This is a genomic window from Streptomyces lusitanus (genome assembly GCF_042647945.1).
In the GTDB taxonomy this organism is placed as follows: Bacteria; Actinomycetota; Actinomycetes; order Streptomycetales; family Streptomycetaceae; genus Streptomyces; species Streptomyces pseudogriseolus.
In genome coordinates, this window is the sequence record NZ_JBHRWL010000002.1 from 375,495 (window position 1) to 399,513 (window position 24,019).

Here is a 24,019-nt window from a genome sequence, read left to right on the forward strand (position 1 = left end):
GCCCCGCCGACACCGGTGCGCCGCCGCCGGCCGCGCACCGTGCCCGGCACCCGCACCCATGGCCCGTACGATGGGACGCATGACCGCTTCGCCTGGCCGCCGTGTCCTGCTCGCCGCCCCCCGGGGCTACTGCGCGGGGGTGGACCGCGCCGTGATCGCCGTCGAGAAGGCCCTGGAGCAGTACGGGGCTCCCGTCTACGTGCGCCACGAGATCGTGCACAACAAGTACGTGGTGCAGACCCTGGAGAAGAAGGGCGCGATCTTCGTCGAGCGGACGGAGGAGGTGCCCCCGGGCAACATCGTGATGTTCTCCGCGCACGGCGTCGCCCCCGTCGTCCACGAGGAGGCCCAGCGCGGCCGGCTCGCCACCATCGACGCCACCTGCCCGCTGGTCACCAAGGTCCACAAGGAAGCCGTCCGCTTCGCCAGCGACGACTACGACATCCTCCTGATCGGCCACGAGGGCCACGAGGAGGTCATCGGCACCTCCGGCGAGGCCCCCGACCACATCCAGCTGGTCGACGGCCCCGGCGACGTCGCGAAGGTCGAGGTCCGCGACCCGTCGAAGGTCGTCTGGCTCTCCCAGACCACGCTCAGCGTCGACGAGACCATGGAGACCGTCGACGCCCTCAAGGAGAAGTTCCCCCAGCTGATCTCCCCGCCCAGCGACGACATCTGCTACGCCACGCAGAACCGCCAGCTCGCGGTGAAGCAGATGGGCGCCGAGGCCGACCTGGTGATCGTCGTCGGCTCCCGCAACTCCTCCAACTCCAAGCGGCTCGTCGAGGTCGCCAAGCTGGCCGGCGCCCGCGACGCCTACCTCGTGGACTTCGCCGACGAGATCGACGAGGCCTGGCTGGAGGGCGTCACCACGGTCGGCGTCACCTCGGGCGCCTCGGTGCCGGAGGTGCTGGTCGAGCAGGTCCTGGAGTGGCTGTCGCAGCGCGGCTTCGAGGACGTGGAGATCGTCAAGGCGGCCGAGGAGTCCATCACCTTCTCCCTGCCCAAGGAGCTGCGCCGCGACCTGCGTGAGGAGGCCGCCGCGCTGGCGGCCGAGCGCGGCGGCGCCGGCACCGAGGCGTAGAACTCCGGCCGCCCCCGGGGGTGGTTGACCGTACGACGACCGGTGGCATTCCCCCGGTCGTCGTAACGTGGTGCCATGGAGATCTTCGGCGTGGACATCGGCGGATCCGGGATCAAGGGCGCCCCGGTCGACCTCGACAAGGGGGAGCTGGCGCAGGAGCGCTGCAAGGTCCTCACCCCGCACCCGGCCACCCCTGACGCGGTGGCCGACGGGGTGAAGCAGGTCGTCGACCACTTCGGCTGGACCGGCCCGGTCGGCGTCACCTTCCCCGGCGTGGTCACCGACGGCGCCACGATCCGCACGGCGGCCAACGTCGACAAGGGCTGGATCGACACCGACGCGCGCGTCCTGCTCGGCGACCGCCTGGGCGGCCTGCCGGTGACGGTGGTCAACGACGCGGACGCGGCCGGCGTCGCCGAGATGCACTTCGGCGCCGGACGGCACCGCAAGGGCACGGTGATCGTGCTGACCTTCGGCACCGGCATCGGCAGCGCGCTGTTCGTGGACGGCGTCCTCGTCCCCAACACCGAGCTGGGCCACCTGGAACTGCGGGGCCACGACGCGGAGAAGCGGGCGTCCAGCAAGGCCAAGGAGGACCACGACCTGTCGTGGGACGAGTGGGCGCGGCGGGTGAAGAAGTACCTCGCCCACGTCGAGATGCTGTTCTCGCCCGAGCTGTTCGTGATCGGCGGCGGCGTCAGCCGCAAGGCGCACAAGTTCCTGCCGAAGATCGAGGGCATCAAGGCGGAGATCGTCCCGGCGCACCTCCAGAACGACGCGGGCATCGTGGGGGCGGCGATGCGGGCGGCGACGGGGGTGTAAGGCGTCCTGTTGGCGCGGGCGGCTGGTTTCCGCAGGGCTCGTAGCCCGGGGGATGTCTTCAGACGACGGCCCGTCCGGCCCGGTTCCGGCCAACCGGGTCCCGGGCGGGCCGCCTGTTGGCGGTCCGGACCCGCCGCACCCGCCGCACCCGGCGGACGAGCACCAGCACACCCGCCAGCAGGGTCCCGCCGTACAGCCAGCCCGCCTGGGTGGCGAGGCCGGTCACCAGGCCCATCAGCCGGTCCGGCGTGCTTCCGCCGCCCTCGTCGGCGACCGGCACCAGCCCCACCGCGAAGGCGATCGGCACCACCACGGGCGCGATGAGCAGGTCCCCCTCGCGCACCCACAGCGCGGTCAGCATGCACACCGGCAGGAACAGCACCCCGTAGACGGTGAGCGAGGCGCCGAACAGCGCCTCCGTGAGCAGCCCGAGCACCAGCATCACGGCCCCGCAGAACAGTCCGCCGCCCAGACCGGTGAGCCGGGGCCCGGGCACGCGGCGCGCGGCGGGCGAGGGGCCGGGCCGGCGTCCGGCCGGCCGAGGGCTGCGCTGCGGCTGCTGCGGCCGCTGGGGCTGCTGCGATCGCTGGGCGCGCGGGGACCGGGCGACCCCGCCGCCGGCCGCCCTCCCCGCCTGCGGGGGCAGCGGCGGCCCGGGCGGCCGTGCCGTACGGGGGGCCGCCGACGGGCCAGGCGCCGGCTCGCGTCGCGGTCCGTGCTGGGCGGGTCGCGTCCTGTGTTGCTCCACTGGACCAACTTAGGTCGTTTAATGTGTCCGGCCTCCCGTCAGACACGCCGGGATCCGGACGTCGGCCGGGCGTTCGACACAGCGGCCGGGCGGGCGCGGGCACGCCGTAGACTGGTGGATCGGTCCACGCCGGCCGCTCGGCCGGCCCTCGCCCCCCTCCTCACGTACGGGAAGTCGCAACGTGTCGCTCACGATCGGAATCGTCGGTCTGCCGAATGTCGGCAAGTCGACCCTGTTCAACGCCCTGACCAAGAACGACGTGCTGGCGGCCAACTACCCGTTCGCCACGATCGAGCCGAACGTGGGCGTCGTCGGCGTCCCGGACCCCCGGCTGACCAAGCTGGCGGAGATCTTCGGCTCGCAGCGCATCCTCCCGGCCACGGTCGACTTCGTCGACATCGCCGGCATCGTGCGCGGCGCGTCCGAGGGCGAGGGCCTGGGCAACAAGTTCCTCGCGAACATCCGCGAGTCCGATGCGATCTGCCAGGTCATCCGCGCCTTCAAGGACGAGAACGTCGTGCACGTCGACGGCAAGGTCTCGCCCAAGGACGACATCGAGACGATCAACACCGAGCTGATCCTCGCCGACCTCCAGACCATCGAGAAGGTCCTCCCGCGCCTGCAGAAGGAGTCGCGGATCAAGAAGGACGTCGCGCCCAAGGTCAAGGCGGTCGAGGAGGCCAAGGAGATCCTGGAGAAGGGCGACACGCTCTTCTCGCAGGGCGTCGTCCAGGGCACGGAGCGCGCGGAGCTGCTCCACGACCTGCACCTGCTCACCACCAAGCCCTTCCTCTACGTCTTCAACGTCGACGAGGACGAGCTGACCGACGAGGACTTCAAGAACGAGCAGCGCGAGCTGGTCGCCCCCGCCGAGGCGATCTTCCTCAACGCCAAGCTGGAGGCGGACCTCGCCGAGCTGGACGAGGACGAGGCCCTCGAACTCCTTCAGTCCGTCGGCCAGGAGGAGCCCGGCCTCGCCACCCTCGCCCACGTCGGCTTCCGCACCCTGGGTCTCCAGACCTACCTGACGGCCGGCCCCAAGGAGTCCCGCGCCTGGACCATCAAGAAGGGCGCCACCGCCCCCGAGGCCGCCGGTGTCATCCACACCGACTTCCAGAAGGGCTTCATCAAGGCGGAGGTCATCTCCTTCGCCGACCTGGTCGAAACCGGCTCGGTCGCGGAGGCCCGCGCGAAGGGCAAGGCGCGGATGGAGGGCAAGGAGTACGTGATGCAGGACGGGGATGTGGTGGAGTTCCGGTTCAACGTCTAATACGTTCGGCGAAAGGCCGTCTGACCTGCGGCGGAGCGGGTTGGGCGGCCTTTGCGGTCCGCGCAGAGTCCGCAGCGTGCTGACTTCGGTCAGCGCGCGGGGGTAGCGGCTACGCCGCTTCGTCGACCTGTGGCCGAGCGTCGACGGACTGGTCCGCGTACGCCTTGTCGACGGCGGCACGGGTCCGCTCCTCGGAGTCGGGCCACAGGTGGGTGTAGATGTTCAGCGTCATGGCCGCGTTGGTGTGGCCGAGGCGCGCGCCCATGGTTCCTGACGTCTCCACCGGCTCCGACACGCGCGGACTGATCGTCTACCTCTTCGGCCCCGGCCGCCGCGACGAACACACCGACCCTCACATCGTCGCCGCCTGGGACATGGCCGGCGCCCCCGACCCCGGCCGCGACCCAGCAGCCACCTACACCCAGCTCGCCAAGCGCCTCGACACCCACGTCGACCTGCGCACCCGCGAGCTCGGCGGCAGGAAACCAACCCAGCACGTCTGGCACTGCCCCGTCCGCACCGCGCCCGGCGACCGCTACCTCACCGACACCGAGTGGGCCGAGGTCGCCCGCCGCATCGTCCACGCCACCGGCATCGCCCCCGAAGGCGACGACAAGGCATGCCGATGGATCGCCGTGCGCCACGCCGACGACCACATCCACATCATGGCCACCACCGTCCGCGCCGACGGGCGCCGCCCGCGCACCAACCGCGACGGACAGCGGGCCCAATCCGAGTGCCGCAAGATCGAAGCCGAGTTCGGAGCACGCAGCCCATCACGGCTCCATGGTGCGGAATCAGCCGTGCGTGCTGATTCCTCCTCGGGGCGGACGGGCCGCTGTCAAACTGTGGCTAGGGATCAGGTGACAGTGTCGTTGGGGGAGAGCGCAGTGGCGCAGAAGAGCGACAAGCCCTACTACCGGGCAGGACACTGGGTGCGGCCGCCGGCCGCCAAGCAGGTGAAGAAGCCTGCGACTGGCCTTGTGATTGCGGCGGTGTTGTTGGCTATTGCTGCCTGGAACACGGTCTTCGGTGATGACAGCGAGGCACCTGTTCCGGCTCCGCAGCAGGCGTCTCCGACTGCGTCAGCTACTCCCTGAACGGCGATCTCGACTTCGACCGTTTCGCCGAGACACTCTTCCGGTCAACCTCTGCAACGTGGTGGGCTTCTGGTTCTGGCGCGGTTGCGGGACGGTGTGCGGCGCGGCGTCGGTCGTCGTAACCGTTAGCAACCGCGTCCAGACGGCATTCCACTCAGCGACCTGCTGATCCGGCACGCCACAGGCGGACAGATACGCCGCTGTGGTGTGCCAGGTCTTGGGAAGACTCTCGCGGTTCAAAAGACGGCTGACGGTACCGGGTGAGATGCGTCCACCGGAACGTTGGCTAACCATCTGATGGGTGAGACCGCTCGTCACACGAACATCGGCCAACAACTTGAAGAAGCCCCTGACAGTGCGGATTCCCGAGGGACTCGGCCAAGAGCGCCCTGTGGCTGGCTTCCCGTCAGCAGACGGGGTGATCGCAGTTGTCGGCAGGCAGGCCAGGTTGCGGCCGAGAGCGAGTCGGGCCCCGGTGTTCCTGTCTCTCGCCTGTGGGGCGGGGCGCCCCTTAGCTGCCAGCCTGATGCGCAAGTGCCGGTACAGCGCTCCAAAGTCGATCAGCTCAGGCCCATTGGGGATGCCCGTCTGAAGCGTGTCGAGGAGCTCGCCGGTGAACGCGGTGAAGGTCTCGTCCGGCGGGGCGAGTGCTTGACGTGTTTCTGCAGCAGCGGCCAGCAGGAATGTTCCCTCCACGGCCGCCTGATCGGCCAGATCTGACGGGCCGCCCATCGTCCCGAGGGCCAGACCGCTGTAGCAGCAGTCAAGGACAACAACACATCGATCGGCCCGGCCGTTCAGGAGAGCCTGCCGTATCCACCGATAGGGCAGTCCGGTCTCCACGCGTTGCTGCTTGGACTGCGGCATGGCCAGATAGAGGTCCCCTTCGGGGTCGACCAGCCCATGACCGGCGAAGTAGATCAGCACGGTGTCGCGCGCTTGCTCGGCTGCGGCTCGCACTGCAGCCATGGTCATCTCTGCGGTCGGGGGGTTGGAGAGGATCGTGCAATGCTCCTGCGGCAGGGTCCAAGAGGTGGGTCCGGTCAGTGCCTCGGCCAGAGCGGTCAGATTGTTGGACACAGCCGGCAGTGACTCCAGGTGGTCGTAGTGGCTGGTGCCGATCAGCACGGCTCGGGTCGCGCCGGGGTCGGGTAACACGCTCATGTCCCAGGTGCCTCATCCTCGGTCGAGGTCTCAAGGGCACGAATGACACGTTCGAACTCGGCATCGCTGCCCTGGGTAAGAACGATCACGGTGTCACCCCGCCTGATCTCGATCCGCGGGTCCTGGGGCCTGGTTCGCTTCCAGGCGGCCAGTGCCATCACGAAGGAGGCAGCGCTCCATCCGTTTTCAGTCACCAATTGGATGACGTCCAGCAAACCGCCCATGTGCCCTGGCTTGGGAGGCTGCTCCTGAAGTGTCAAGGAGGACGACCTGCGGATCTCTCTGTCTGCCCCCAGCCACTGGTGCAGTGAACGCAGCTCGTCCGCCTCGGCCCCTACCCGTACGTCGATGCGCATGGTTCCCCCTGTCTCCGCGTGTCGGCGGTCTTCCGCATTTCCATCGTCGGGCAGAACCGGCTTTCTGGTGTGCGTTTGGCTTGTTCACGCCCCCACCTGGTGGGAACTAGGGGCCCGGAACCGGTGATTGCGCCGCGACCTACAGGCGTCGCCAGCTGTTGGCGAACTCGCACTGGAGGTCTGTCGAGCGGCGCCGCTCGACGGGGGTGTATGCGGGGTGGCCGCGGAGGTGGGCCAGGGCATTGACCCACTGGTCCCAAAGACCGTCGGGCTGTGTGAAGCGGTCGGCATGGTGGGTGCCGAGGTGGGCGTCGAGACGGAGGAGGGCGCCGAGGGCTGCGGGCTGGTCGTAGCGGAGGTCGGTGCGAGGGAGGTAATGGTCGAGGTAGGCGGTGAGGATCTCGGCGTCCGCGTGGGTGCCGAAGCGGGCCAGGGCGAAGCAGTAGGCGCTACCGGAGAAGCAGACCTCGCTGGCCAGAAGCAGGTCGCCGATGCGTTCGCGGAACCGATCGCGGCGATCGACGCCGATCAGCCATGCGGCGGTGAGGCGCGAGCGCCACTCGTAGCCGAAGAGGGCTTCCAACTCAGCATCGGTGATCGTGGCCGCGTCGTCGATGAGGTGATGGGCGAAACGTTCGCCGTGAGGCCACTCGGGCCGCAGGAATCGACCGCTTTTCAGGACGAGGTAGCGCGCGTGGCCCGAGTCCTTCCTTGCCGCGTAGCGCTCGATCACGTAGCCAAGGCCGACCTCCTCGGGGTGCTGGAACGGCATCGGTCACCTCTCCGGGTGCAGGTCGGCACGGTCGATCCAGGTGGGGACGACGAGGATGTTGTCGTCGGCGGGGGCTTCGGAGGCTCCCAGCAGGGACCAGGCGCGGGACTCTTCGACCAGGCGCTCCCAGGGCGCGGTCCAGTCGAGGTCCCAGTGCAGGCCTGGGCCGGCGACGCCGTACATGCCGCCGGCGTCCACCTGCCAGAACTGGGAGTGGAGGATCACCTGGGCGTGGTCGGCCAGGTCGTTGGTGATGTCGGCGTAGCGGGTCGAGGGCCAGCCCGTGGTGTTGTCCGTGGCCGTGGTTCGTAGGCGCGCGGTGAGCGGCGGGACGACGGGCGTGCGTGCGCCGAGTGCGGTCAGAGCCCAGCGGATACCTTCCGGCTCGGTCCAGTCCGGTGGCGTCGCCCGTTCCAGGCAGGCGCGATAGGCGCGGCGCACGGGCTCGACCGCGCCGTCGATCTGCAGGCTCGCCAGGGCCATCGCCGCCCATTCGCGGACGGTCGGGTTGTCGCTGTCCAGGAGGGCGATCAGGGCGGGGCCGCAGCGTGGGTCCGCCACCTCTTCGAAGACCTCGATGGCGGTCAACTGACCGAAGGGGCCGAGGGAGGGCAGTCCGTCGATGAGGGCGGGGACGGCGTCGGAGCCGATGCCGATCAGTTCGGCACGGGCGTCGTACGACGGGCCGGACGAGTCGTCCAGTTGTCGGATCAGTCTTTCGGTGTGGGTGGTCATGGGGCGGCGAGTCAAACCTTGATCACCTCAACGGCGGACACGGCCCCGCTTACTGACATCGACGTTACTAACACGCATGTTAGTGACGTACGTGTTAGTAGCCTGACGGCCGCCGACCGCTCAAACCCCTTCCCGCACCGCGCACCCCGCCGCCGCCAGCACCGCGCGCGTCTGGAGCTCCGCCTGGGTGTGTACCGGGACCCAGCGCAGGGCCGAAGCGCGCGTGAAGTCCTCGCACCAGCCGCTGAACAGGGCGCGCAGTTCGTCGTGGAGGGCGGAGGCGGCCGGGGCGGGGGACTGCGACAGCAGGCGCAGCAGCAGGCCCGCCGCGCGGAGTGGCTGGCGGCGGGCCACCACGTCCAGGGCGCAGACCTGGGCCGTGGTGAGGCGCTCGCCGCCCTCGGCGGCCTGCCGGGCCAGCGGCTGCCAGGAGTCGGCGACCAGGTCGTACAGGCCCCCCGCCATCCACTCCAGCACGCGCCGCGGCGCGCTCTCCTCCGGCGGTGGCAGGAAGCCGCGCGCCTTGTCGAGGACCGCGGTCACCTGCTCGCCCCCGTCCCGCACCAGCCGGGACAGCCCGCGCAGGGTCCGTACGGCGTCGGGGTGCGGGGACGGGTCGTCGGCCAGGGCGCTCGCCCACATGGGCACCTCGACGATCGCCGTGACACCCCCGTACCGCTGGGGCGCGCACCACGTGGACCGGCCGATGTGCTCGGAACCGGCGGCCAGCCGGCCCGTGCTCTCCGGCGGGGGCAGGACATGGACGCCGGGGGCGGGGTTCTCCCAGTACAGGGCGTCGAAGGTGCCGTGCTGGACCGGGACGGAGAGGTCGGCGGCCGCCGTGTGGAAGGGGGCCGCGAAACCCGGCAGGTCGTCCGTCAGCTGGGCGAACGTGCCGCCCGCCTCGATGCCGTGCAGGGAGCACTGGAGGACCGGGCGGCGCTCGTCGATCAGGTCGAACAGGGCCTGGCTCTCCGGGAGCTGCGACGACTCGATCGGCGCCCACTCGGGCTGCTCCGCCGCGACCGGACGGAACGCGGTACGGAAGTAGCGCTCCAGGGCGGGCGCGGGACCGGCCGTCGCCTCCTCGACGCCCTCGCTCAGCGCCGCCCCGTCCGGGTCCAGGCACAGCACGACGTCCCAGGTGACGCGCGCCGGATCGGTCGCCGGGGTGCGCCCGTCGCCGCGCGCCACCCGCTCGGCCAGCGCGAGCGCGGTGACGGCGCCGACCGGCTCGTCGGGGTGCGGCCGGGCGATCACCAGGACGTGCGCCGGACCGTGACCGACGGTCAGCATCTCCAGCGGGCGCCCCGCGCGCGAGGTGCCGACACGGCGCAGACGGCCGGCCCCCGGGTACCGGGAGACCAGCCGCCGCGCCGCCGCCGAGACTTCGGCGTCCGTGAGGTAGCGGTCCATCATGGCGGTCCGTCCCGTCCGTCCTGCCCGGCCTGGTTGTCCGTCAGCTGCCGTCGTTGCCCACGCTGTCGTCGGTGGTCCGCCGCTCAGACCAGCTCCGGCTTCACGTCCGTCGCCCCGGGCTTCCGGGTCTCCTCGGTTGCCTCGATCACCGACCCCTCCGTCTCCGGAGCCGGTCGCTGCCCCGGCACCTCCGGAGCCGGCTTCCCGTCGCGCGCCGCCCGCACGTAGGCGTAGATCACCGTGCCCGTCACCAGCAACAGCAGCGGGCCGAAGAGCCATGGCCGGGCGGCCATCTCCGTGGGGAGCCAGCGGTACGAGGCCAGGAGGGCGCCGAACACCGTCGCGCCCAGAGCCACCACGCGGACGCCCATCCGGTCCCAGCCGTACGCGGAGCAGCGCATCGCCGTCTCGATGGTCAGGGCGAAGACCACGCCGGCGAGCAGGTCGGCGCCGTAGTGGTAGCCGAAGCCCAGGGTCGCCGTGAGGGTGCCGATGAGCCAGAAGGTGCCCGCCCAGCGCATCGCCCGGGAGCCGTCACGGGAGTGGATGAACAGCGTGACCGCCCACGCGGTGTGCAGGCTGGGCATGCAGTTGCGCGGGGTGATGCCGTCGAACGGGATCGGCTGAGGGTCGGTGACCGGCGGCAGGGTGTCCGGCCAGATGTTCGCCGTCGCCCAGGCGCCGCCGTCCGCGCCGTACGCGAAGACCGGGCCGACCACCGGGAAGATCATGTAGATCGCGGGGCCGAACAGGCCGATCACCAGGAACGTGCGCACCAGGTGATGGGCGGGGAAGCGGCGCTCCACCGCCACCCGGCGCAGCTGGTAGAGGCCGACGAGGGCGGCGGCGAGCGGGAGTTGGCCGTAGACCACGTGCAGGATGCCCGTGCTGACCGGCGCGGTCGCGTCCAGGAAGCGGCCGGCCAGCCATGACGGGTCGGCCAGGGCGTGGTCCGCGGCCGCCACGTACGGGTCGAGGACGGTCGCGCGGGTCTTGGAGGTGATGAGCAGCCAGGTGTCGCCGGTCTTGTGGCCGGCCACCAGCAGCAGGCCCAGGCCCGTGCCCTTGAGCAGCAGCAGCCGTTCCTGGCCGGTGCGGCGCGTCAGGCCGAGGACCGCGCAGCCCAGCACCACCCACAGCGCGCCGTTGCCGAAGTTCATGTCGGCGTCGAGCGCCCACCGCACCAGGACGAAGACGACGTCCACGCCCGCGGCGATCCCGAGCGCGATCAGCCGCTGCCGCCAGGTGAGCACCACCATCGTCAGCGCCAGGCCGCCGTAGAGCAGCGGACCCGACTCGGGGGTGAGGATCACCTCCCGCGACTGTTCGGTGATCGGTCCCGAGAAGCCGTAGCCGCGGGCCACGATCTCCAGCGCGACGAGGAAGCCCAGGGTCGCCACGCCCGCCGCGGTCCACAGGACCACGCGGGGCCGGCGCCACATGGCGGGCTGCGTCCCGCGGTCGTCCCGCGGCGGTATTCGAGTGGGTTCGGTTATCAACTGGTTCGCCTGGTGATTCGGTTGCGGGCAGGTGGCTTACGGGCAGGTGGCTTGCGAGCGCGTGGCTTTGCGGGCAAGTGGCGCATCGCGCGGGAGGGCGGGGTCTTCCGGTGGACAGCCGGTGAATGAGGACATGCGTGGTGAGTTCGAACATGTTAACGGGGGTGGTCGGGGAGTCCATGGGTCGGCTGTGCCTTGTCTGTGCGGGAGGACGCGCGGAGGACGCGTGAGGGTGCTCCCCGCCTCCGGCGCCTCCCCGGGCGCGGCCCCCGTCACCGTCCGCTTACGATGCGCCTCGTGTCGATACCTCCGCCCGCCGGGCCGCCGTACGAAGGCGGCGGCCGGCCGCCGTACGCCCCTCCTCCGCAGGGCGCGCCCGGTCCCGCGCCGTACTTTCCCTACGGCCCGTACGGGCCCCGGCCGCCCGCCGCCGTCAACGGCGTCGCCATCGCCGCCCTGGTCTTCGGCGTGCTGTGCTTCCTGCCCGCCCTGGGGCTGGTGCTGGGGCTGATCGCGCTGCGGCAGATCGCGCGGCGGGGCGAGAGCGGGAAGGGGATGGCGATCGCCGGGGTCACGCTGTCGTCGCTCGGGCTGGCGCTGTGGACGGTGTCGCTCGCGACCGGGTTCGCGGCGGACGTCTGGCAGGGCGTCAAGGACGGGGCCCGCTCCGACAGCGTCCTGTCCCTGCGCACGGGCGACTGCTTCACCACGCCCGACGGGCTGGAGGGCTGGACCGCCGAGGCCCGCACGGTGCCCTGCGCGGACGAGCACGACGGCGAGGTCTTCGCCCTCGTCGCCGTCCCCGGGAGCGACTTCCCCGGCGACGACGGTCTCGTCGAGCTGAGCGAGGACCGCTGCTACGAGCGGCGCGGCGCCTACGTCATGGACGGCTGGGCCCTGTCGGAGGAGATCGGCGTCTACTACTTCGCCCCGTCCGAGCAGAGCTGGAGCTTCGGCGACCGCTCCGTCGTCTGCGTGTTCGGGCGTGAGGACGGGACCCGCTCCACCGGGTCGCTGCGCAGCGACGCGACCACCCTCGACGTGCACCAACTCGCGTACCTGGAGGCGGCCGAGGTGCTCAACGCGGCGCTGGACGAGGTGCCCGCCACGGACTACCCCGACGACGACGTGAGCGACGACCGGGAGTGGGCCGGGCAGGTCGAGGAGGCCGTCACCGAGCAGGTACGGCTGCTGCGCGCGCACAGCTGGCCGGAGGGGGCGCGGGAGCCGGTGGACGAGCTGATCGCGGACCTGGGCAGGGCGCGGGTCGCGTGGGGGCGGGCGGCGGGCACCACCGACCCCGACTCCTACTGGATCCGTGAGGAGGAGGCCTGGGACGCGACCGACCCCTCCCTTTCCATCACCGTGCGCGAAGCTTTGGGGCTGGCCACTTCACCGCCCGCTTACGACGAGGAGGTGGAGCAGGAACCGGGAGCCGGTGAGATGGAGGTGTGAGGGCCGCCATAGCGGGGAGAAACTGCCTGCGTAAAGCCCTCCCGCGGCAGAACTCATCACATCGAGTGATTCTTTGGCCTTTGCTTGCCTCGGACAACCCAGGGTTGCCACCCTGTTGCTGTCTGTACAACCTGATGGGAGCGGCCAGTGACATTCGGTGAGCAGCCGGCGTACCTGCGCGTCGCGGGTGATCTCCGCAAGAAGATCGTCGACGGTCAGCTGCCGCCCCACACCCGGCTCCCCTCCCAGGCCCGCATCCGCGAGGAGTACGGCGTCTCGGACACGGTCGCGCTGGAGGCGCGCAAGGTGCTGATGGCCGAGGGGCTCGTCGAGGGCCGCTCGGGTTCGGGGACGTACGTGCGGGAGCGGCCGGTGCCGCGGCGGGTCGCCCGCTCCGGGTTCCGCCCGGAGCGGGGGGCGACGCCGTTCCGTCAGGAGCAGGCCGACATCGGCGTGCGCGGCACCTGGGAGTCCAGCAGCGAACAGGCCGACGCGGGCGCGTCGATCGCCCAGCGGCTGGGCATCGACGCGGGGGACCGCGTGATGCGCACGAAGTACCTCTTCCGGGAGGCCGGCGAGCCGATGATGCTCTCCACGTCGTGGGAGCCGCTCGCCCTCACCGGGCGCACCCCGGTGATGCTGCCCGAGGAGGGCCCGCTGGGCGGCATGGGCGTGGTCGAGCGCATGCGCGCGATCGACGTCATCGTGGACAACGTGACGGAGGAGGTCGGCGCGCGCCCCGGCCTCGCGGAGGAACTGATGCTGCTGGGCGGCGTCCCCGGGCATGTGGTCCTGGTCATCCAGCGCACGTACTTCGCGTCGGGCCGGCCGGTGGAGACGGCGGACGTGGTGATTCCGGCGGACCGGTACCGGGCGGCGTATCACCTGCCGGTGAAGTAGCGGGACTTCGGGGCGCACCTCGCGCGGGGCGCCAGTCAGGGGCGGGTGACCGGCACAGGGCGCTGGTCACCCGCCCCTCGCTCACCCACCCGCGCCCACACCCCGCCCCCTCCGCCGCCCAGCCGACGTCACCCGCGCCTCCCCAGCCGCCCCATCGCCCCCTCGCGCTCCCCTCCGCGCCCCGCCCCGCACGTCCGCTCCGGCGCGCCCCGATCCCGCGCCGGCCCCAGAGGCGAAGGGATTTGGCCGTTCTCGCAGGTCGCCCCACGGACCGGACGAGCACGGCCACATCGCGCTGACCGGACATGTCGCCCCTGTCGCACGGCGCATCCGCCACCGTGCGCCCCCTCCGTACTGGCCGGTTGCGTGCCTGTTTGTGAAAAGGCGTATTCGCACAGTGAAGGTAAGGCGTAGGCTCGGGCATATGCGGACTGCGGTTTCCTTACCGGGCGAGGCGCGGCACAGGTCGCGGAAGGCAAGTGGAGGGGAGCGATGAGCGACGGCACGGTGACTCTTCCCTGGCTCGTCGTGCGTCAGGACGACAACGGCAACCGCTACCGGGTGGGCCGTTACGCGACACGCGCCGAGGCGGAGAAGATCGCGGACAGCCTCGACGGCCGCGGCCACAAACAGCTCTACTGGGTCGAACGCATCGGCCAGAACGGCTCCACGACGGTCAGCTGACCCGACGGGACGAGACCCGACCGGACCTTCGACGGTCCCCGTGAGGGGCGGGCCGTGCCGTGCGCCGGTGCATCCGGGACACCGCCGCGCACTGCACCGCCATGGACAGCGCCATGGCCAGGCACACCCCCGGCAGGCCCCACCCCGACAGGCCCGTGGCGAAGGCCAGTTGGAGGACCGTCCCGCAGAAGGTGACACGGGCCAGGGACCGGGCCCGCCCGCTGCCCTCGAAGACGCCGCCCAGCGCGATGAAGCAGGCGAGCAGCATCAAGTACGGCCCCACACAGCGCAGGAAGAGCGTCCCGGCGTCGGCGACCTCGCCCTCGGCGCCGAAGCCCCGCATGATCCACTGCGCGGTCCCGAGCAGCACCACCGCCGCCGTCAGCCCCAGGCATCCCGCGAGCAGCAGCGCCTGCCGGCCCACCTCCGGCCGCTCGTCCCGCCCCGCGCCCAGCAGGTGCGCGGTGTGGATGGAGGCGGCCTGGCGCACCGCGTAGAAGGCCATGGTCGCCACGTACGTCGCCTTGGTCGCGATCCCGTACGCCGCCACCTCGCTCACGCCGATCCGGGCGACGACCGCGACGAGCGCGAGCGCCCCGGTCATCCGGACGAGGAAGTCGGCCGACATGGGCAGGCCGGTCGCCGCCGTCCCGCGCAGGTCGGAGACCAGGCCGGTGAACCCGGAGCCCCGCCGGAGCAGAAGGGACCCGCGGTGCAGGGCGGCGAGTCCGCAGGTCAGCGCCACCGTCCGGCCCAGCACCGTCGAGACGGCCGCCCCGCGCACCCCGAGGTCCAGTCCGAAGACGAGCAGCGGGTCCAGCACGAGGATCAGGCCGTTCGCCAGCAGGGACAGCCGCATCGGGGTGCGGGTGTCGCCCGCGCCCTTCAGGATGCCGTCGACCACGTTGGTCGCGTAGAACACCGCGATGCCCGGCAGCGCGATCGCGAAGTAGCCGCTCGCGAGCGCCGACGCGTGGCCGTCGTCGCCGCCGAGCACCAGCCGGGCCAGCGGCTCGCGCGCCAGGAACCCGCCCACCGCGACCACCGGTGTGACGAGCGCCCACAGCGCCCAGCCGCCGCGCACGGCGGACCGCAGCGCCGCCGCGTCCCGCGCGCCCCTCGCCCGCGCGACCCGGACGGTCGTGCCGGAACCCGCCACGAGGATCACCCCGAGCAGCAGGTTCTCCACGTTCGTCGCGACCGCCACCGCGGCGACCGCGTCCCCGCCCAGCCGGGCCACCCAGACCATGTTGACGATCCCGGCCGTCACCCCGGCGAGCAGCTCGACGTAGACGGGGCACGCCAGATGGACCAGCGTGCGCCGATGCCGTACGGCTTCCAAGACGCCCCCCCTCGACGCGGTACCTCGATTCGAGGTACCGCGAAAAGAGATAGCATCGACCCGTCCGTGCGGACAAGCGCACGGACGGATGCGGGCACAATGCGGGCACGACGCGGGCAGGGGGCACGGCATGCTGGAGCTGTCGATCCTGGGGTTCCTTCACGAGGAACCCCTGCACGGCTACGAGCTGAAGGCGCGCATCCAGGCGCTCCACGGCCACATCCGCCCGGTCAGCGACGGCGCCCTGTACCCGGCCATCACGCGCCTGGTGAAGGCCGGCTCGGTCGAGCAGCGCACCGAGCCCGGCAGTGGCGCCGCCGCCCGTCGGGTGCTGTCCCTCACCGACGCGGGCCGCACCGCCCTGACGGACCGGCTCAGGGAGCCGAAGGACGTGGAGATCACCGACGGGCAGCGCTTCTTCACCCTGCTGGCGTTCCTGCGCTTCCTCCCCGATCCCGCCGCGCAGGCCGCCGTCCTGCGCCGCCGCAAGGCGTTCCTCGACGCCCCGTCGAGCTTCTTCCACCGCGACGGCGAGCCGATGCGGGCCGAGGAAGCCCCGGACCCGTTCCGGCAGGGGATGCTGCGCATCGCCCGCGCGACGACCGCCGAGGAGCGTGCGTGGCTGGACGAGACGATCGCCGCCCTCGAGGGCCGGGCGTGAACGGCACCCCCGCCCGGCCGCTAGGGTCCTGTGGCGAGGTGGCGGACGACGGACGACGGACGACGAAGGCGGAGTGATGCCGGCCCTGATCGACACGGTGGCGTGGGTGTACGTCGAGGACGGCAGGATCCTGTGCGCCCGGCCGCGCGGCAAGGACGTCTTCTACATCCCCGGCGGCAAGCGTGAGGGCGCGGAGAGCGACGTCGAGACGCTGCTGCGCGAGATCAAGGAGGAGCTGACCGTGCTCCTCGACCCCGCCACGGCCACGCACGTCGGCACGTACGAGGCCGAGGTGCCCGGCGCCCCGGACGGCACCGTGGTGCGTATGAGCTGCTGGACCGCCGACTTCGCCGGGACCCTCTCCGCGAGCAGCGAGATCGACGAGATCGCGTGGTTCTCGTACGCGGACCGGCCCCACGTGCCCCCGGTCGACCAGCTGCTCTTCGACGACCTGCGGGCCGCGGGCACCCTGGACGGGTGACGCGTGACTGCGGCGCACCGGCGTGAGGATGACGACGTGTGAGCGCCCCGTGGGCACCGGGCCGCGCGGGCGGTCCGCGGCTCGCGCCGTTGTGCGCGGTACTCCGTCCGGGATATCGGGTATGTGGCTATTGACCACATGAAACCGGACACGGTCGGACTGCCTGACTCGCTCGGCGGGGAGGTGATCCGCGTGACCGACACCGACGGCGACCGGGCCACGTGGAGCTTCCCCGCGGACCCGGACGCGGTGCGGGCCGCCCGTCGCGCCGTGCGCGCACAGCTCACCCGGTGGGAGCTCGACGGCGTCGCCGATCTCGCGGCGCTGCTGGTCAGCGAGCTGGTCACCAACGCCCTGCGGCATGCCACCGGACCCGTCGGCGTGTGCCTGACCCGGCCCGCCGGCCGTTCCGGGGTGCTGCTCGTCGAGGTGTCCGACCCGGTCCCCGAACCGCCGCACGAACGCGTCGCCCGGCCCGACGACGAGGGCGGGCGCGGACTCCAGCTGCTCGCCCGCTCCTGCCGTCGCTGGGGGCACCGGTCGGGGCCGCACGGGAAGACGGTGTGGTGCGAACTCGTGGTCCCCCGGTGAGGGCTCGCACGGCCGTTCGCGGGGGTGTGCGGACCCTCGTCGCACCCCGTGACCGGTTCCCGTCCATGACGGTTGCCCAACGGGGGGATTCGACGGCGTGTCCGCTGGTTAGAAGACTGGAAGTGTTCTCACGGCGCGGACCGAAAAGCATCGGGACCGTGCTGTGATCGTGAACACCGTGTTGTGCGGCGCCGTAGTGCTGGATACTGCGGGCAGCCGCCCCCGGTGACCGGTGCCGGACGCGGTGAGCTGGAGGGGACGGTTCGCGTGAGCGAGATACCAGCGAAGGCCACGGAGTCCGAGGACTCGTCGGGCGGCCCGAGGGACGAGGCCGCCGACGGCCTCGTATCCGGCGATGCTCCGTCCGGGGACGCGATGTGGCAGACCGCCCCGCCCGGCTCCATGTACGACTACATCAAGGTCGCGTCCTTCTCGATCGGCCCCGACGGGCTGGTCGACCAGTGGAGCCTGCGCGCCGAGCAGATCTTCGGCATCCCCGCGGAGCGCGCCGTCGGCGCGGACCCCATCGAGGCGTTCCTCGAGCCCGTCCGCAGGGAGCGCGGCCAGCGCAAGATGGCCGAGATCCTCGACGGCCGCGAATGGACCGGTGTGGTGCCGTTCCGGCTCCCCGCCCACCTGGCCGGCGACGAGCGCGACCGGGAGGGCGTCGCCGAGGTCTACGTCATGCCGACGCGGACCGAGGCGGGCGAGAAGGCCGCCGTCTGCATCGTCGTCGACGTCCGCACCCTGCGCCGTATCGAGACGGACCTGGCCGCCTCGCAGGCCATATTCGGCCAATCTCCCTTCGGCTTCGTGCTGATCGACCGTGACCTGCGGGTCCGCCGCGCCAACGAGCGGTTCGCGTCCCTGTTCGGCGGCACGCCCGACGACCACCGCGGCAAGGGCGTCCACGACTACCTGCCGCGCGGCGAGGCCGAGCGGGTCGCGGCGACCCTGCGCCGGGTGCTGGAGACCGGCGAGTCGATCACGGACATGCACGTCACCGGGTTCCTCCCCGGCTCCGACGAGCGCCGCCACTGGTCGGTCAACCTCTACCGGGTGCACAGCGGCAGCGGCCGCCCGATCGGCATCGCCTGGCTGGGCATCGACATCACCGCCCGCCGCGCCGCCGCCCGCGAGGCAGCCGCCGCGCGGCGCAATCTCGCCCTGCTGAACGAGGCCGGCGCGCGCATCGGCAACTCCCTCGACCTGGAGACCACCGCGCGCGAACTGCTCGACGTGGTCGTGCCCGGCTTCTGCGACCTGGCCACCGTCGACCTCTACCAGGGGCTGCTGGCCGGCGACGAGACCCCGCCCGGCCTCGCCGACGGCAGCGCCGAGGTGCGCCGGGTCGCCTTCGCCAGCGCCGTGTCCGACGGGCCCATCAGCGGCACCGGGGACCCGGTGAAGCTGGGCGCCGTCCACCACTTCCCGTTCAACTCGCCCTGCGCGGACGCCCTGCGCACCGCCCGCCCGCAGACCGTGCCCGGCGAGGACGGCGGCCTGGTGCAGTCCACGCTCGCGGTGCCGATGGTCGCCCACGACACCGTGGTGGGCCTCGCCCAGTTCGCCCGCACCAAGGGCAGCGAGCCGTTCGGCGACCGCGACCGCGACCTCGCGGTCGAACTGGCCGCGCGCGCCGCCGTCTGCATCGACAACGCCCGCCTCTACCGCCGCGAGCACGAACGCGCGCTGATACTGCAGCGGTCCCTGCTCCCGCCCGGCGACCCGGAGGCGTCCGGCCTGGACATCGCCTGCCGCTACCTGCCCGGCAACGCGGCGAGCGGCCGCACCGGCGAGGTCGGCGGCGACTGGTTCGACGTCATCGAACTGCCCGGCCACCGGACGGCGTTGGTGGTCGGCGACGTGATGGGCCGCGGTCTGCGCGCCGCCGTCGCCATGGGCGAACTGCGCACCGCCGTACGGACGCTGGCGCAGCTCGACCTCGAACCGGCCGAGGTGCTCTCCCAGCTGGACGAGATCGCCCGGGGCCTCGGCGCGCCCGGCGGTCCCTCCCAGGCGTTCGCGGGAGGCGTCCAGCAGGCCACCCGGGCCGCCCGCCGCCCGCGCGAGGCGGACCTCTCCGAGGTGTACCTGGCCACCTGCGTGTACGCCGTCTACGACTCCGTCACCCGCCGCTGCACGTTCGCCAACGCGGGCCATCTGCCGCCCGTCCTGGTCGAGCCCGGCGAGAACGCGCTGATGCTCGACGTGCCGCCCGGCATGCCGCTCGGCGTCGGCGGAGAGCCGTTCGAGGAGGTGGAGGTCGAACTGCCCGAGGGCGCCCTGCTCGCGCTCTACACGGACGGACTGGTCGAAAGCCGCGACCACCCCCTCGACGAGGGCCTCCAGGCGTTCGTGGGCGCGCTCACCGACCCCTCCGCCCCCCTGGAGGACGTCTGCGACCACGTCCTCAACACGCTCGACACCCATCACGGCGAGGACGACATCGCGCTGCTGATGGCACGTGTCCAGGGCCTGCCCGCCGACTCCGTGGGCGACTGGACGCTGCCGCGCGAGCCGCGCAGCGTGGGCCGGGCCCGCGAGTACGCCCGCGCCCAGCTCCTCGCCTGGGACATGGAGCCGCTGGTCGACACCACGGAGCTGCTGGTCAGCGAGCTCGTCACCAACGCCCTGCGGTACGGCGAGGGGGAGATCAGACTCCGGCTGCTGCTCGACCGCACCCTGGTCTGCGAGGTCTGGGACTCCGGCCTGGTCCAGCCCCGCAGGCGGCGCGCCCGCGACACCGACGAGGGCGGCCGCGGCCTCCAGCTCGTCGGTCTGCTGAGCGCCGCCTGGGGCTCACGCCGTACGCCCCGGGGCAAGACGGTGTGGTTCGAACTGCCGCTGCCCGGGGCCGACACCGGCCTCACCGACCCGGCGGAGGCGCTGCTCAGCCTGTTCTGACGCCCCGTCGCACCGGCCGTGACCCTTCGTGATCATGGCGCCGTGAACGCAACCGGACCACCTGTTCCCCTCGTCCTCACCCCCAACATCCGACGGCGAGGGGAACGGTGGCATGGAACACACGGAGCCGCGGGACAAGGCGGCCGGTAGGGACGACACGCAGCCCACGCCCGAGCCGTCACCGGAGCCCGCGCCCACCTCCGAGCCCGCGCCCACCTCCGAGCCCGCGCCCACCTCCGAGGCTGCGCCCACCTCCGAGGCTGCGCCCGCGTCCGCACCCGAGCCCTCGCCGGAGAAGAAGCGCCGCAGACCCTGGGTGCGTCGCGTCGGACGCACCGCCCTCGTGCTCGCCCTGGTGCTGATCGTGCCGCTGCTCGCCGTCGAGACCGCGCTGCGGGTCAACTACATGGGCGACCCGGCGGACGGCACGTACACCCGCGGCCGGGACGCCATGTGGCTCGGCCACGCCTGGGTCGACGGACGCAAGAAGGACGCCGACGTCACCGCCCTCGCCCGGCGCCTGAAGGACACCGGCGTCCGGGACCTCTACGTACACTCCGGCCCGCTGGAGCACGACGGCACCCTGCCCACGTCGGCCTACCCGCGCGCCCGGTGGTTCATCGACGCGGTGCACCGGGAGATGCCCGGGGTGCGCGTGCAGGCGTTCCTGGGAGACGTCCTCGCCAACGGCGGGCCCGAGGGCCTGGAGCTGAGCGACGACGCCACCCGTACCGAGGTGGTGCGCAGCGCAGAACAGGTTATCGACGCCGGCTACGAGGGCGTCCACCTCGACCTGGAGCCGCTGCACTCCGACGACGCGGACTACCTCGACCTGCTGGACGACCTGCGGGGCGTCACCCGGCAGCGGGACGCGCAGCTGTCCGTGGCCGCCCACCAGATCGACCCGCTCCCGCACCTCCACTCCGTCGCGGGCTTCGTCGCCGACCACCCCAAGTGGTGGTCGCAGAAGTTCTTCGGGCAGGTGGCGCGGCGCGTCGACCAGATCGCCGTGATGTCGTACGACACCGCGCGCCTCTTCGAGAGCACCTACGGCGGGTACGTGGCCCAGCAGACCTCGCTCGCCCTGGAGGTCACCCCGCCCACCACGCACCTGCTGATGGGCCTGCCCTTCTACTACGAGAGCAACCCGAGTCACTGGGGTCACGCCGAGACCGTCGCCGCCGCCGTCCGTGGTGCCCGCCTCGGTCTGTCCCGCACGGACCCCGACCGTGAACTCTTCGGTCTCGCCCCGTACATCGACTTCGCGGCGACCGAGACCAACTGGAAGGAGTTCAAGGACGGCTGGGCGCGCTGACCCCGGCCTCTACGACCGGCGGCGGATCTTGTCGCCCAGCCAGACCAGCGGGTCGTACTTGCGGTCCGCCGCCCGTTCCTTCAGCGGGATCAGCGCGTTGTCCGTGATCTTGATGCCCTCGGGGCAGACCTCGGTGCAGCACTTGGTGATGTTGCAGTAGCCGAGGCCGTGTTCGTCCTGGGCCGTGCGCTTGCGGTCCAGGCCGGACTCGTCCGCCGCGTCCAGCGGGTGCATGTCCAGCTCCGCGACCCGCATCAGGAACCGGGGACCGGCGAACGCCGGCTTGTTCTCCTCGTGGTCGCGGACCACATGGCAGGTGTCCTGGCACAGGAAGCACTCGATGCACTTGCGGAACTCCTGCGAGCGGTCCACGTCCTCCTGCGTCATCCGGTACTCGCCCGGACCCACCCCGGCCGGCGGCACGAACGCCGGGACCTGCCGGGCCTTGGTGTAGTTGAAGCCGACGTCCGTCACCAGGTCCCGGATCACCGGGAACGCCCGCAGCGGGGTCACGGTGATGGTCTCCTCGCGGTCGAACACCGACATGCGGGTCATGCACAGCAGCCGGGGGCGCCCGTTGATCTCCGCCGAGCACGAACCGCACTTGCCGGCCTTGCAGTTCCAGCGCACGGCGAGGTCGGGGGCCTGGGTGGCCTGGAGGCGGTGGATGATGTCGAGGACCACCTCGCCGTCGTTCACCTCGACGCGGAAGTCCTCCAGGCCGCCTCCGTCGACGTCCCCCCGCCACACCTTGAAGCGGGCCTCGTAGCTGCTCACTCGTAGAGCTCCTCTTCGGCCAGGTACTTGACCAGCTCGTCCTTCTCGAAGAGGGCGAGCAGGTCGGGGCGGATGGGTTCGGTGGTCTCACGGGTCAGGGTGATCTGGCCGCGCACCGCGTCCGTGGCGGCGAGCCCGCCCGTGGGGTCGGTGAGCGTGCACAGCAGGTTGACGTTGCGCCAGGCGCGGTCCATGGCGGCGTGGTCCTCGCGGGTGTGGCCGCCGCGCGACTCGGTGCGCTCCAGCGCCGCGCGGGCCACGCACTCGCTGACCAGCAGCATGTTCCGCAGGTCCAGCGCGAGGTGCCAGCCGGGGTTGAACTGCCGGTGGCCCTCCACGCCCGCGCGCCGGGCCCGCGCCCGCAGCTCGGCGAGCTTCTGCAAGGCCTGCTCCATCTCGTGCTCCCGGCGGATGATGCCGACCAGGTCGTTCATCGTCTGCTGGAGCTCCTGGTGCAGCGTGTACGGGTTCTCCGGCGGGCCGTCGGCCGGCTCCCCGCCCTCGGCGGAGAACGGGCGCAGGGCCTCCGCGGCGGCCGTGTCGACCTGGGCGTCGTCCACGCGGGGCCGCCCGGCCCCCGCCCCGCTCGCGTACTCGGCCGCGTGCCAGCCCGCCCGGCGGCCGAACACCAGCAGGTCGGACAGCGAGTTGCCGCCGAGCCGGTTGGAGCCGTGCATGCCGCCCGCGACCTCACCGGCCGCGAACAGCCCCGGCACCCCGCGCGCCGCCGCCGAGTCGGAGTCGACGGCGATGCCGCCCATCACGTAGTGACAGGTCGGGCCGACCTCCATCGGCTCGGCGGTGATGTCGACGTCCGCCAGCTCCTTGAACTGGTGGTACATCGACGGCAGCCGGCGCTTGACGACCTCCGCCGGCATCCGGCTGGACACGTCCAGGAACACCCCGCCGTGCGGCGAGCCGCGCCCCGCCTTGACCTCGGCGTTGATGGCGCGGGCGACCTCGTCGCGGGGGAGCAGCTCGGGCGGGCGCCGGTTGTGGTCCGGGTCGTCGTACCAGCGGTCGGCCTCGTCCTCGGACTGCGCGTACTTCTCCTTGAAGACGTCCGGGATGTAGTCGAACATGAACCGCTTGCCCTCGGAGTTGCGCAGCACCCCGCCGTCGCCGCGCACCGACTCGGTGACCAGGATGCCCTTCACCGACGGCGGCCAGACCATCCCGGTCGGGTGGAACTGCACGAACTCCATGTTCAGCAGCGGGGCCCCGGCCAGCAGCGCCAGCGCGTGGCCGTCGCCGGTGTACTCCCACGAGTTCGACGTGACCTTGAACGACTTGCCGATGCCGCCGGTCGCGATCACCACCGCCGGCGCCTCCAGGACGAAGAAGCGGCCCGATTCGCGCTCGTAGCCGAAGACGCCGCTCACCTGGTCGCCGTCCTTCAGCACCCGGGTGACCGTGCACTCCTGGAAGACCTTCAGCCGGGACTCGTAGTCGCCGGTCTCGCGGAAGTCCTCCTGCTGGAGGGCGACGATCTTCTGCTGGAGGGTGCGGATCAGCTCCAGGCCGGTGCGGTCGCCGACGTGCGCGAGGCGCGGGTACTCGTGGCCGCCGAAGTTGCGCTGGGAGATCCGGCCGTCCTTGGTCCGGTCGAACAGCGCGCCCCAGGTCTCCAGCTCCCACACCCGCTGCGGCGCCTCCCGGGCGTGCAGCTCGGCCATCCGCCACTGGTTGAGGAACTTGCCGCCGCGCATGGTGTCGCGGAAGTGCACCTGCCAGTTGTCGCCCGAGTTGACGTTGCCCATCGCCGCCGCGATGCCGCCCTCGGCCATCACGGTGTGCGCCTTGCCGAACAGCGACTTGCAGATCACGGCCGTACGGGCGCCCCGCTCGCGCGCCTCGATCGCGGCGCGCAGGCCCGCGCCGCCGGCCCCGACCACGACGACGTCCCACTCCTGTCGGTCGACCACGGACATAGGTAA

22 protein-coding genes and 1 pseudogene are annotated in these 24,019 nt (G+C 71.8%); 12 read left to right on the forward strand and 11 right to left on the reverse strand.

Annotated elements, in window-relative coordinates; translation table 11 throughout:
* Window positions 1-70: 70 nt before the first annotated feature.
* Window positions 71-1,084, forward strand: coding sequence for a 4-hydroxy-3-methylbut-2-enyl diphosphate reductase (locus ACFOSY_RS03145; protein WP_394305159.1), 1,014 nt, complete (start codon window positions 71-73; stop codon window positions 1,082-1,084).
* A gap of 75 nt (window positions 1,085-1,159) precedes the next feature.
* Window positions 1,160-1,906 (forward strand): polyphosphate--glucose phosphotransferase, encoded by a 747-nt coding sequence (ppgK, locus tag ACFOSY_RS03150; RefSeq protein WP_225653650.1) that lies wholly within the window; start codon window positions 1,160-1,162, stop codon window positions 1,904-1,906.
* Between the two features lie 58 nt (window positions 1,907-1,964).
* On the opposite strand, the gene ACFOSY_RS03155 is transcribed toward ppgK, so the two are convergent.
* Complete coding sequence (locus tag ACFOSY_RS03155) at window positions 1,965-2,654, reverse strand: DUF6542 domain-containing protein (RefSeq protein WP_394305160.1); 690 nt, start codon at window positions 2,652-2,654, stop codon at window positions 1,965-1,967.
* A gap of 181 nt (window positions 2,655-2,835) precedes the next feature.
* Here ACFOSY_RS03155 and ychF point away from each other — a divergent pair, with 181 nt between their 5' ends.
* Window positions 2,836-3,924 (forward strand): redox-regulated ATPase YchF, encoded by a 1,089-nt coding sequence (gene ychF, locus ACFOSY_RS03160; RefSeq protein ID WP_394305161.1) that lies wholly within the window; start codon window positions 2,836-2,838, stop codon window positions 3,922-3,924.
* A 109-nt stretch (window positions 3,925-4,033) separates the two neighbouring features.
* On the opposite strand, the gene ACFOSY_RS03165 is transcribed toward ychF, so the two are convergent.
* A complete protein-coding gene (locus ACFOSY_RS03165; RefSeq protein WP_394305162.1) occupies window positions 4,034-4,189 on the reverse strand; it encodes a hypothetical protein in 156 nt (51 codons plus the stop codon).
* Here ACFOSY_RS03165 and ACFOSY_RS03170 point away from each other — a divergent pair.
* Window positions 4,188-4,694: pseudogene (locus tag ACFOSY_RS03170) on the forward strand (relaxase/mobilization nuclease domain-containing protein); the annotation flags it as partial. The gene ACFOSY_RS03165 and the pseudogene ACFOSY_RS03170 sit on opposite strands and share 2 nt — an antisense overlap.
* A gap of 315 nt (window positions 4,695-5,009) precedes the next feature.
* Here ACFOSY_RS03170 and ACFOSY_RS03175 read toward each other — a convergent pair.
* From ACFOSY_RS03175 to ACFOSY_RS03200, 6 genes are all read right to left on the reverse strand, one after another.
* Window positions 5,010-6,188, reverse strand: a complete 1,179-nt coding sequence (locus ACFOSY_RS03175) for a caspase, EACC1-associated type (RefSeq protein WP_394305163.1) — start codon at window positions 6,186-6,188, stop codon at window positions 5,010-5,012.
* The gene (locus ACFOSY_RS03180; RefSeq protein WP_394305164.1) at window positions 6,185-6,544 is read right to left on the reverse strand and encodes an effector-associated constant component EACC1; all 360 of its coding nucleotides are present in this window, start codon (window positions 6,542-6,544) and stop codon (window positions 6,185-6,187) included. The genes ACFOSY_RS03175 and ACFOSY_RS03180 overlap by 4 nt, the downstream gene beginning before the upstream one ends.
* Before the next feature lie 139 nt (window positions 6,545-6,683).
* A complete protein-coding gene (locus tag ACFOSY_RS03185) occupies window positions 6,684-7,316 on the reverse strand; it encodes a DUF6000 family protein (protein WP_394305165.1) in 633 nt (210 codons plus the stop codon).
* Between the two features lie 3 nt (window positions 7,317-7,319).
* Window positions 7,320-8,051 (reverse strand): HEAT repeat domain-containing protein, encoded by a 732-nt coding sequence (locus tag ACFOSY_RS03190; RefSeq protein WP_394305166.1) that lies wholly within the window; start codon window positions 8,049-8,051, stop codon window positions 7,320-7,322.
* A gap of 120 nt (window positions 8,052-8,171) precedes the next feature.
* Complete coding sequence (locus ACFOSY_RS03195) at window positions 8,172-9,467, reverse strand: M14 family zinc carboxypeptidase (protein WP_394305437.1); 1,296 nt, start codon at window positions 9,465-9,467, stop codon at window positions 8,172-8,174.
* Between the two features lie 86 nt (window positions 9,468-9,553).
* Window positions 9,554-10,912: a phosphatase PAP2 family protein gene (locus ACFOSY_RS03200; RefSeq protein WP_394305167.1), complete on the reverse strand. Its 1,359-nt coding sequence runs from the start codon at window positions 10,910-10,912 to the stop codon at window positions 9,554-9,556.
* Between the two features lie 345 nt (window positions 10,913-11,257).
* Here ACFOSY_RS03200 and ACFOSY_RS03205 point away from each other — a divergent pair, with 345 nt between their 5' ends.
* From ACFOSY_RS03205 to ACFOSY_RS03215, 3 genes are all read left to right on the forward strand, one after another.
* On the forward strand, window positions 11,258-12,424 hold the full coding sequence (locus ACFOSY_RS03205; RefSeq protein WP_394305168.1) for a DUF4190 domain-containing protein: 1,167 nt from the start codon (window positions 11,258-11,260) through the stop codon (window positions 12,422-12,424).
* A 147-nt stretch (window positions 12,425-12,571) separates the two neighbouring features.
* Entirely contained in the window at window positions 12,572-13,324 is a 753-nt protein-coding gene (locus tag ACFOSY_RS03210; protein WP_394305169.1) for a GntR family transcriptional regulator, read from the forward strand.
* A gap of 492 nt (window positions 13,325-13,816) precedes the next feature.
* Window positions 13,817-14,008, forward strand: coding sequence for an SPOR domain-containing protein (locus tag ACFOSY_RS03215; protein ID WP_394305170.1), 192 nt, complete (start codon window positions 13,817-13,819; stop codon window positions 14,006-14,008).
* Here ACFOSY_RS03215 and ACFOSY_RS03220 read toward each other — a convergent pair.
* On the reverse strand, window positions 14,001-15,350 hold the full coding sequence (locus ACFOSY_RS03220; RefSeq protein ID WP_394305171.1) for an MATE family efflux transporter: 1,350 nt from the start codon (window positions 15,348-15,350) through the stop codon (window positions 14,001-14,003). The genes ACFOSY_RS03215 and ACFOSY_RS03220 overlap by 8 nt on opposite strands.
* A gap of 130 nt (window positions 15,351-15,480) precedes the next feature.
* Between ACFOSY_RS03220 and ACFOSY_RS03225 the strand changes: the two genes are divergently transcribed.
* From ACFOSY_RS03225 to ACFOSY_RS03245, 5 genes are all read left to right on the forward strand, one after another.
* Window positions 15,481-16,011, forward strand: a complete 531-nt coding sequence (locus tag ACFOSY_RS03225) for a PadR family transcriptional regulator (protein WP_394305172.1) — start codon at window positions 15,481-15,483, stop codon at window positions 16,009-16,011.
* 76 nt (window positions 16,012-16,087) lie between these two features.
* Window positions 16,088-16,492 carry an NUDIX hydrolase gene (locus tag ACFOSY_RS03230; RefSeq protein ID WP_394305173.1) on the forward strand — a complete coding sequence of 135 codons (405 nt, stop codon included), beginning with the start codon at window positions 16,088-16,090 and terminating at the stop codon, window positions 16,490-16,492.
* A gap of 138 nt (window positions 16,493-16,630) precedes the next feature.
* Window positions 16,631-17,083, forward strand: coding sequence for an ATP-binding protein (locus ACFOSY_RS03235; protein ID WP_394305174.1), 453 nt, complete (start codon window positions 16,631-16,633; stop codon window positions 17,081-17,083).
* A gap of 267 nt (window positions 17,084-17,350) precedes the next feature.
* Window positions 17,351-19,990: a SpoIIE family protein phosphatase gene (locus ACFOSY_RS03240; protein WP_394305175.1), complete on the forward strand. Its 2,640-nt coding sequence runs from the start codon at window positions 17,351-17,353 to the stop codon at window positions 19,988-19,990.
* Between the two features lie 112 nt (window positions 19,991-20,102).
* Complete coding sequence (locus ACFOSY_RS03245) at window positions 20,103-21,305, forward strand: hypothetical protein (protein ID WP_394305176.1); 1,203 nt, start codon at window positions 20,103-20,105, stop codon at window positions 21,303-21,305.
* 9 nt (window positions 21,306-21,314) lie between these two features.
* On the opposite strand, the gene ACFOSY_RS03250 is transcribed toward ACFOSY_RS03245, so the two are convergent.
* Complete coding sequence (locus ACFOSY_RS03250) at window positions 21,315-22,082, reverse strand: succinate dehydrogenase/fumarate reductase iron-sulfur subunit (protein WP_394305177.1); 768 nt, start codon at window positions 22,080-22,082, stop codon at window positions 21,315-21,317.
* A complete protein-coding gene (locus ACFOSY_RS03255; protein WP_394305178.1) occupies window positions 22,079-24,013 on the reverse strand; it encodes a fumarate reductase/succinate dehydrogenase flavoprotein subunit in 1,935 nt (644 codons plus the stop codon). Before ACFOSY_RS03255 ends, ACFOSY_RS03250 begins: the two co-directional genes overlap by 4 nt.
* Window positions 24,014-24,019 lie beyond the last annotated feature (6 nt).

Coding starts and splice junctions, on each gene's coding strand:
- ACFOSY_RS03145 (WP_394305159.1), top strand. CDS start 71: ATGGGACGCATGACCGCTTCGCCTGGCCGCCGTGTCCTGCTCGCCGCC.
- ppgK (WP_225653650.1), top strand. CDS start 1,160: ATGGAGATCTTCGGCGTGGACATCGGCGGATCCGGGATCAAGGGCGCC.
- ACFOSY_RS03165 (WP_394305162.1), bottom strand. CDS start 4,189: ATGGGCGCGCGCCTCGGCCACACCAACGCGGCCATGACGCTGAACATC.
- ACFOSY_RS03175 (WP_394305163.1), bottom strand. CDS start 6,188: ATGAGCGTGTTACCCGACCCCGGCGCGACCCGAGCCGTGCTGATCGGC.
- ACFOSY_RS03180 (WP_394305164.1), bottom strand. CDS start 6,544: ATGCGCATCGACGTACGGGTAGGGGCCGAGGCGGACGAGCTGCGTTCA.
- ACFOSY_RS03185 (WP_394305165.1), bottom strand. CDS start 7,316: ATGCCGTTCCAGCACCCCGAGGAGGTCGGCCTTGGCTACGTGATCGAG.
- ACFOSY_RS03190 (WP_394305166.1), bottom strand. CDS start 8,051: ATGACCACCCACACCGAAAGACTGATCCGACAACTGGACGACTCGTCC.
- ACFOSY_RS03195 (WP_394305437.1), bottom strand. CDS start 9,467: ATGGACCGCTACCTCACGGACGCCGAAGTCTCGGCGGCGGCGCGGCGG.
- ACFOSY_RS03200 (WP_394305167.1), bottom strand. CDS start 10,912: ATGTGGCGCCGGCCCCGCGTGGTCCTGTGGACCGCGGCGGGCGTGGCG.
- ACFOSY_RS03205 (WP_394305168.1), top strand. CDS start 11,258: ATGCGCCTCGTGTCGATACCTCCGCCCGCCGGGCCGCCGTACGAAGGC.
- ACFOSY_RS03215 (WP_394305170.1), top strand. CDS start 13,817: ATGAGCGACGGCACGGTGACTCTTCCCTGGCTCGTCGTGCGTCAGGAC.
- ACFOSY_RS03225 (WP_394305172.1), top strand. CDS start 15,481: ATGCTGGAGCTGTCGATCCTGGGGTTCCTTCACGAGGAACCCCTGCAC.
- ACFOSY_RS03230 (WP_394305173.1), top strand. CDS start 16,088: ATGCCGGCCCTGATCGACACGGTGGCGTGGGTGTACGTCGAGGACGGC.
- ACFOSY_RS03235 (WP_394305174.1), top strand. CDS start 16,631: ATGAAACCGGACACGGTCGGACTGCCTGACTCGCTCGGCGGGGAGGTG.
- ACFOSY_RS03245 (WP_394305176.1), top strand. CDS start 20,103: ATGGAACACACGGAGCCGCGGGACAAGGCGGCCGGTAGGGACGACACG.
- ACFOSY_RS03255 (WP_394305178.1), bottom strand. CDS start 24,013: ATGTCCGTGGTCGACCGACAGGAGTGGGACGTCGTCGTGGTCGGGGCC.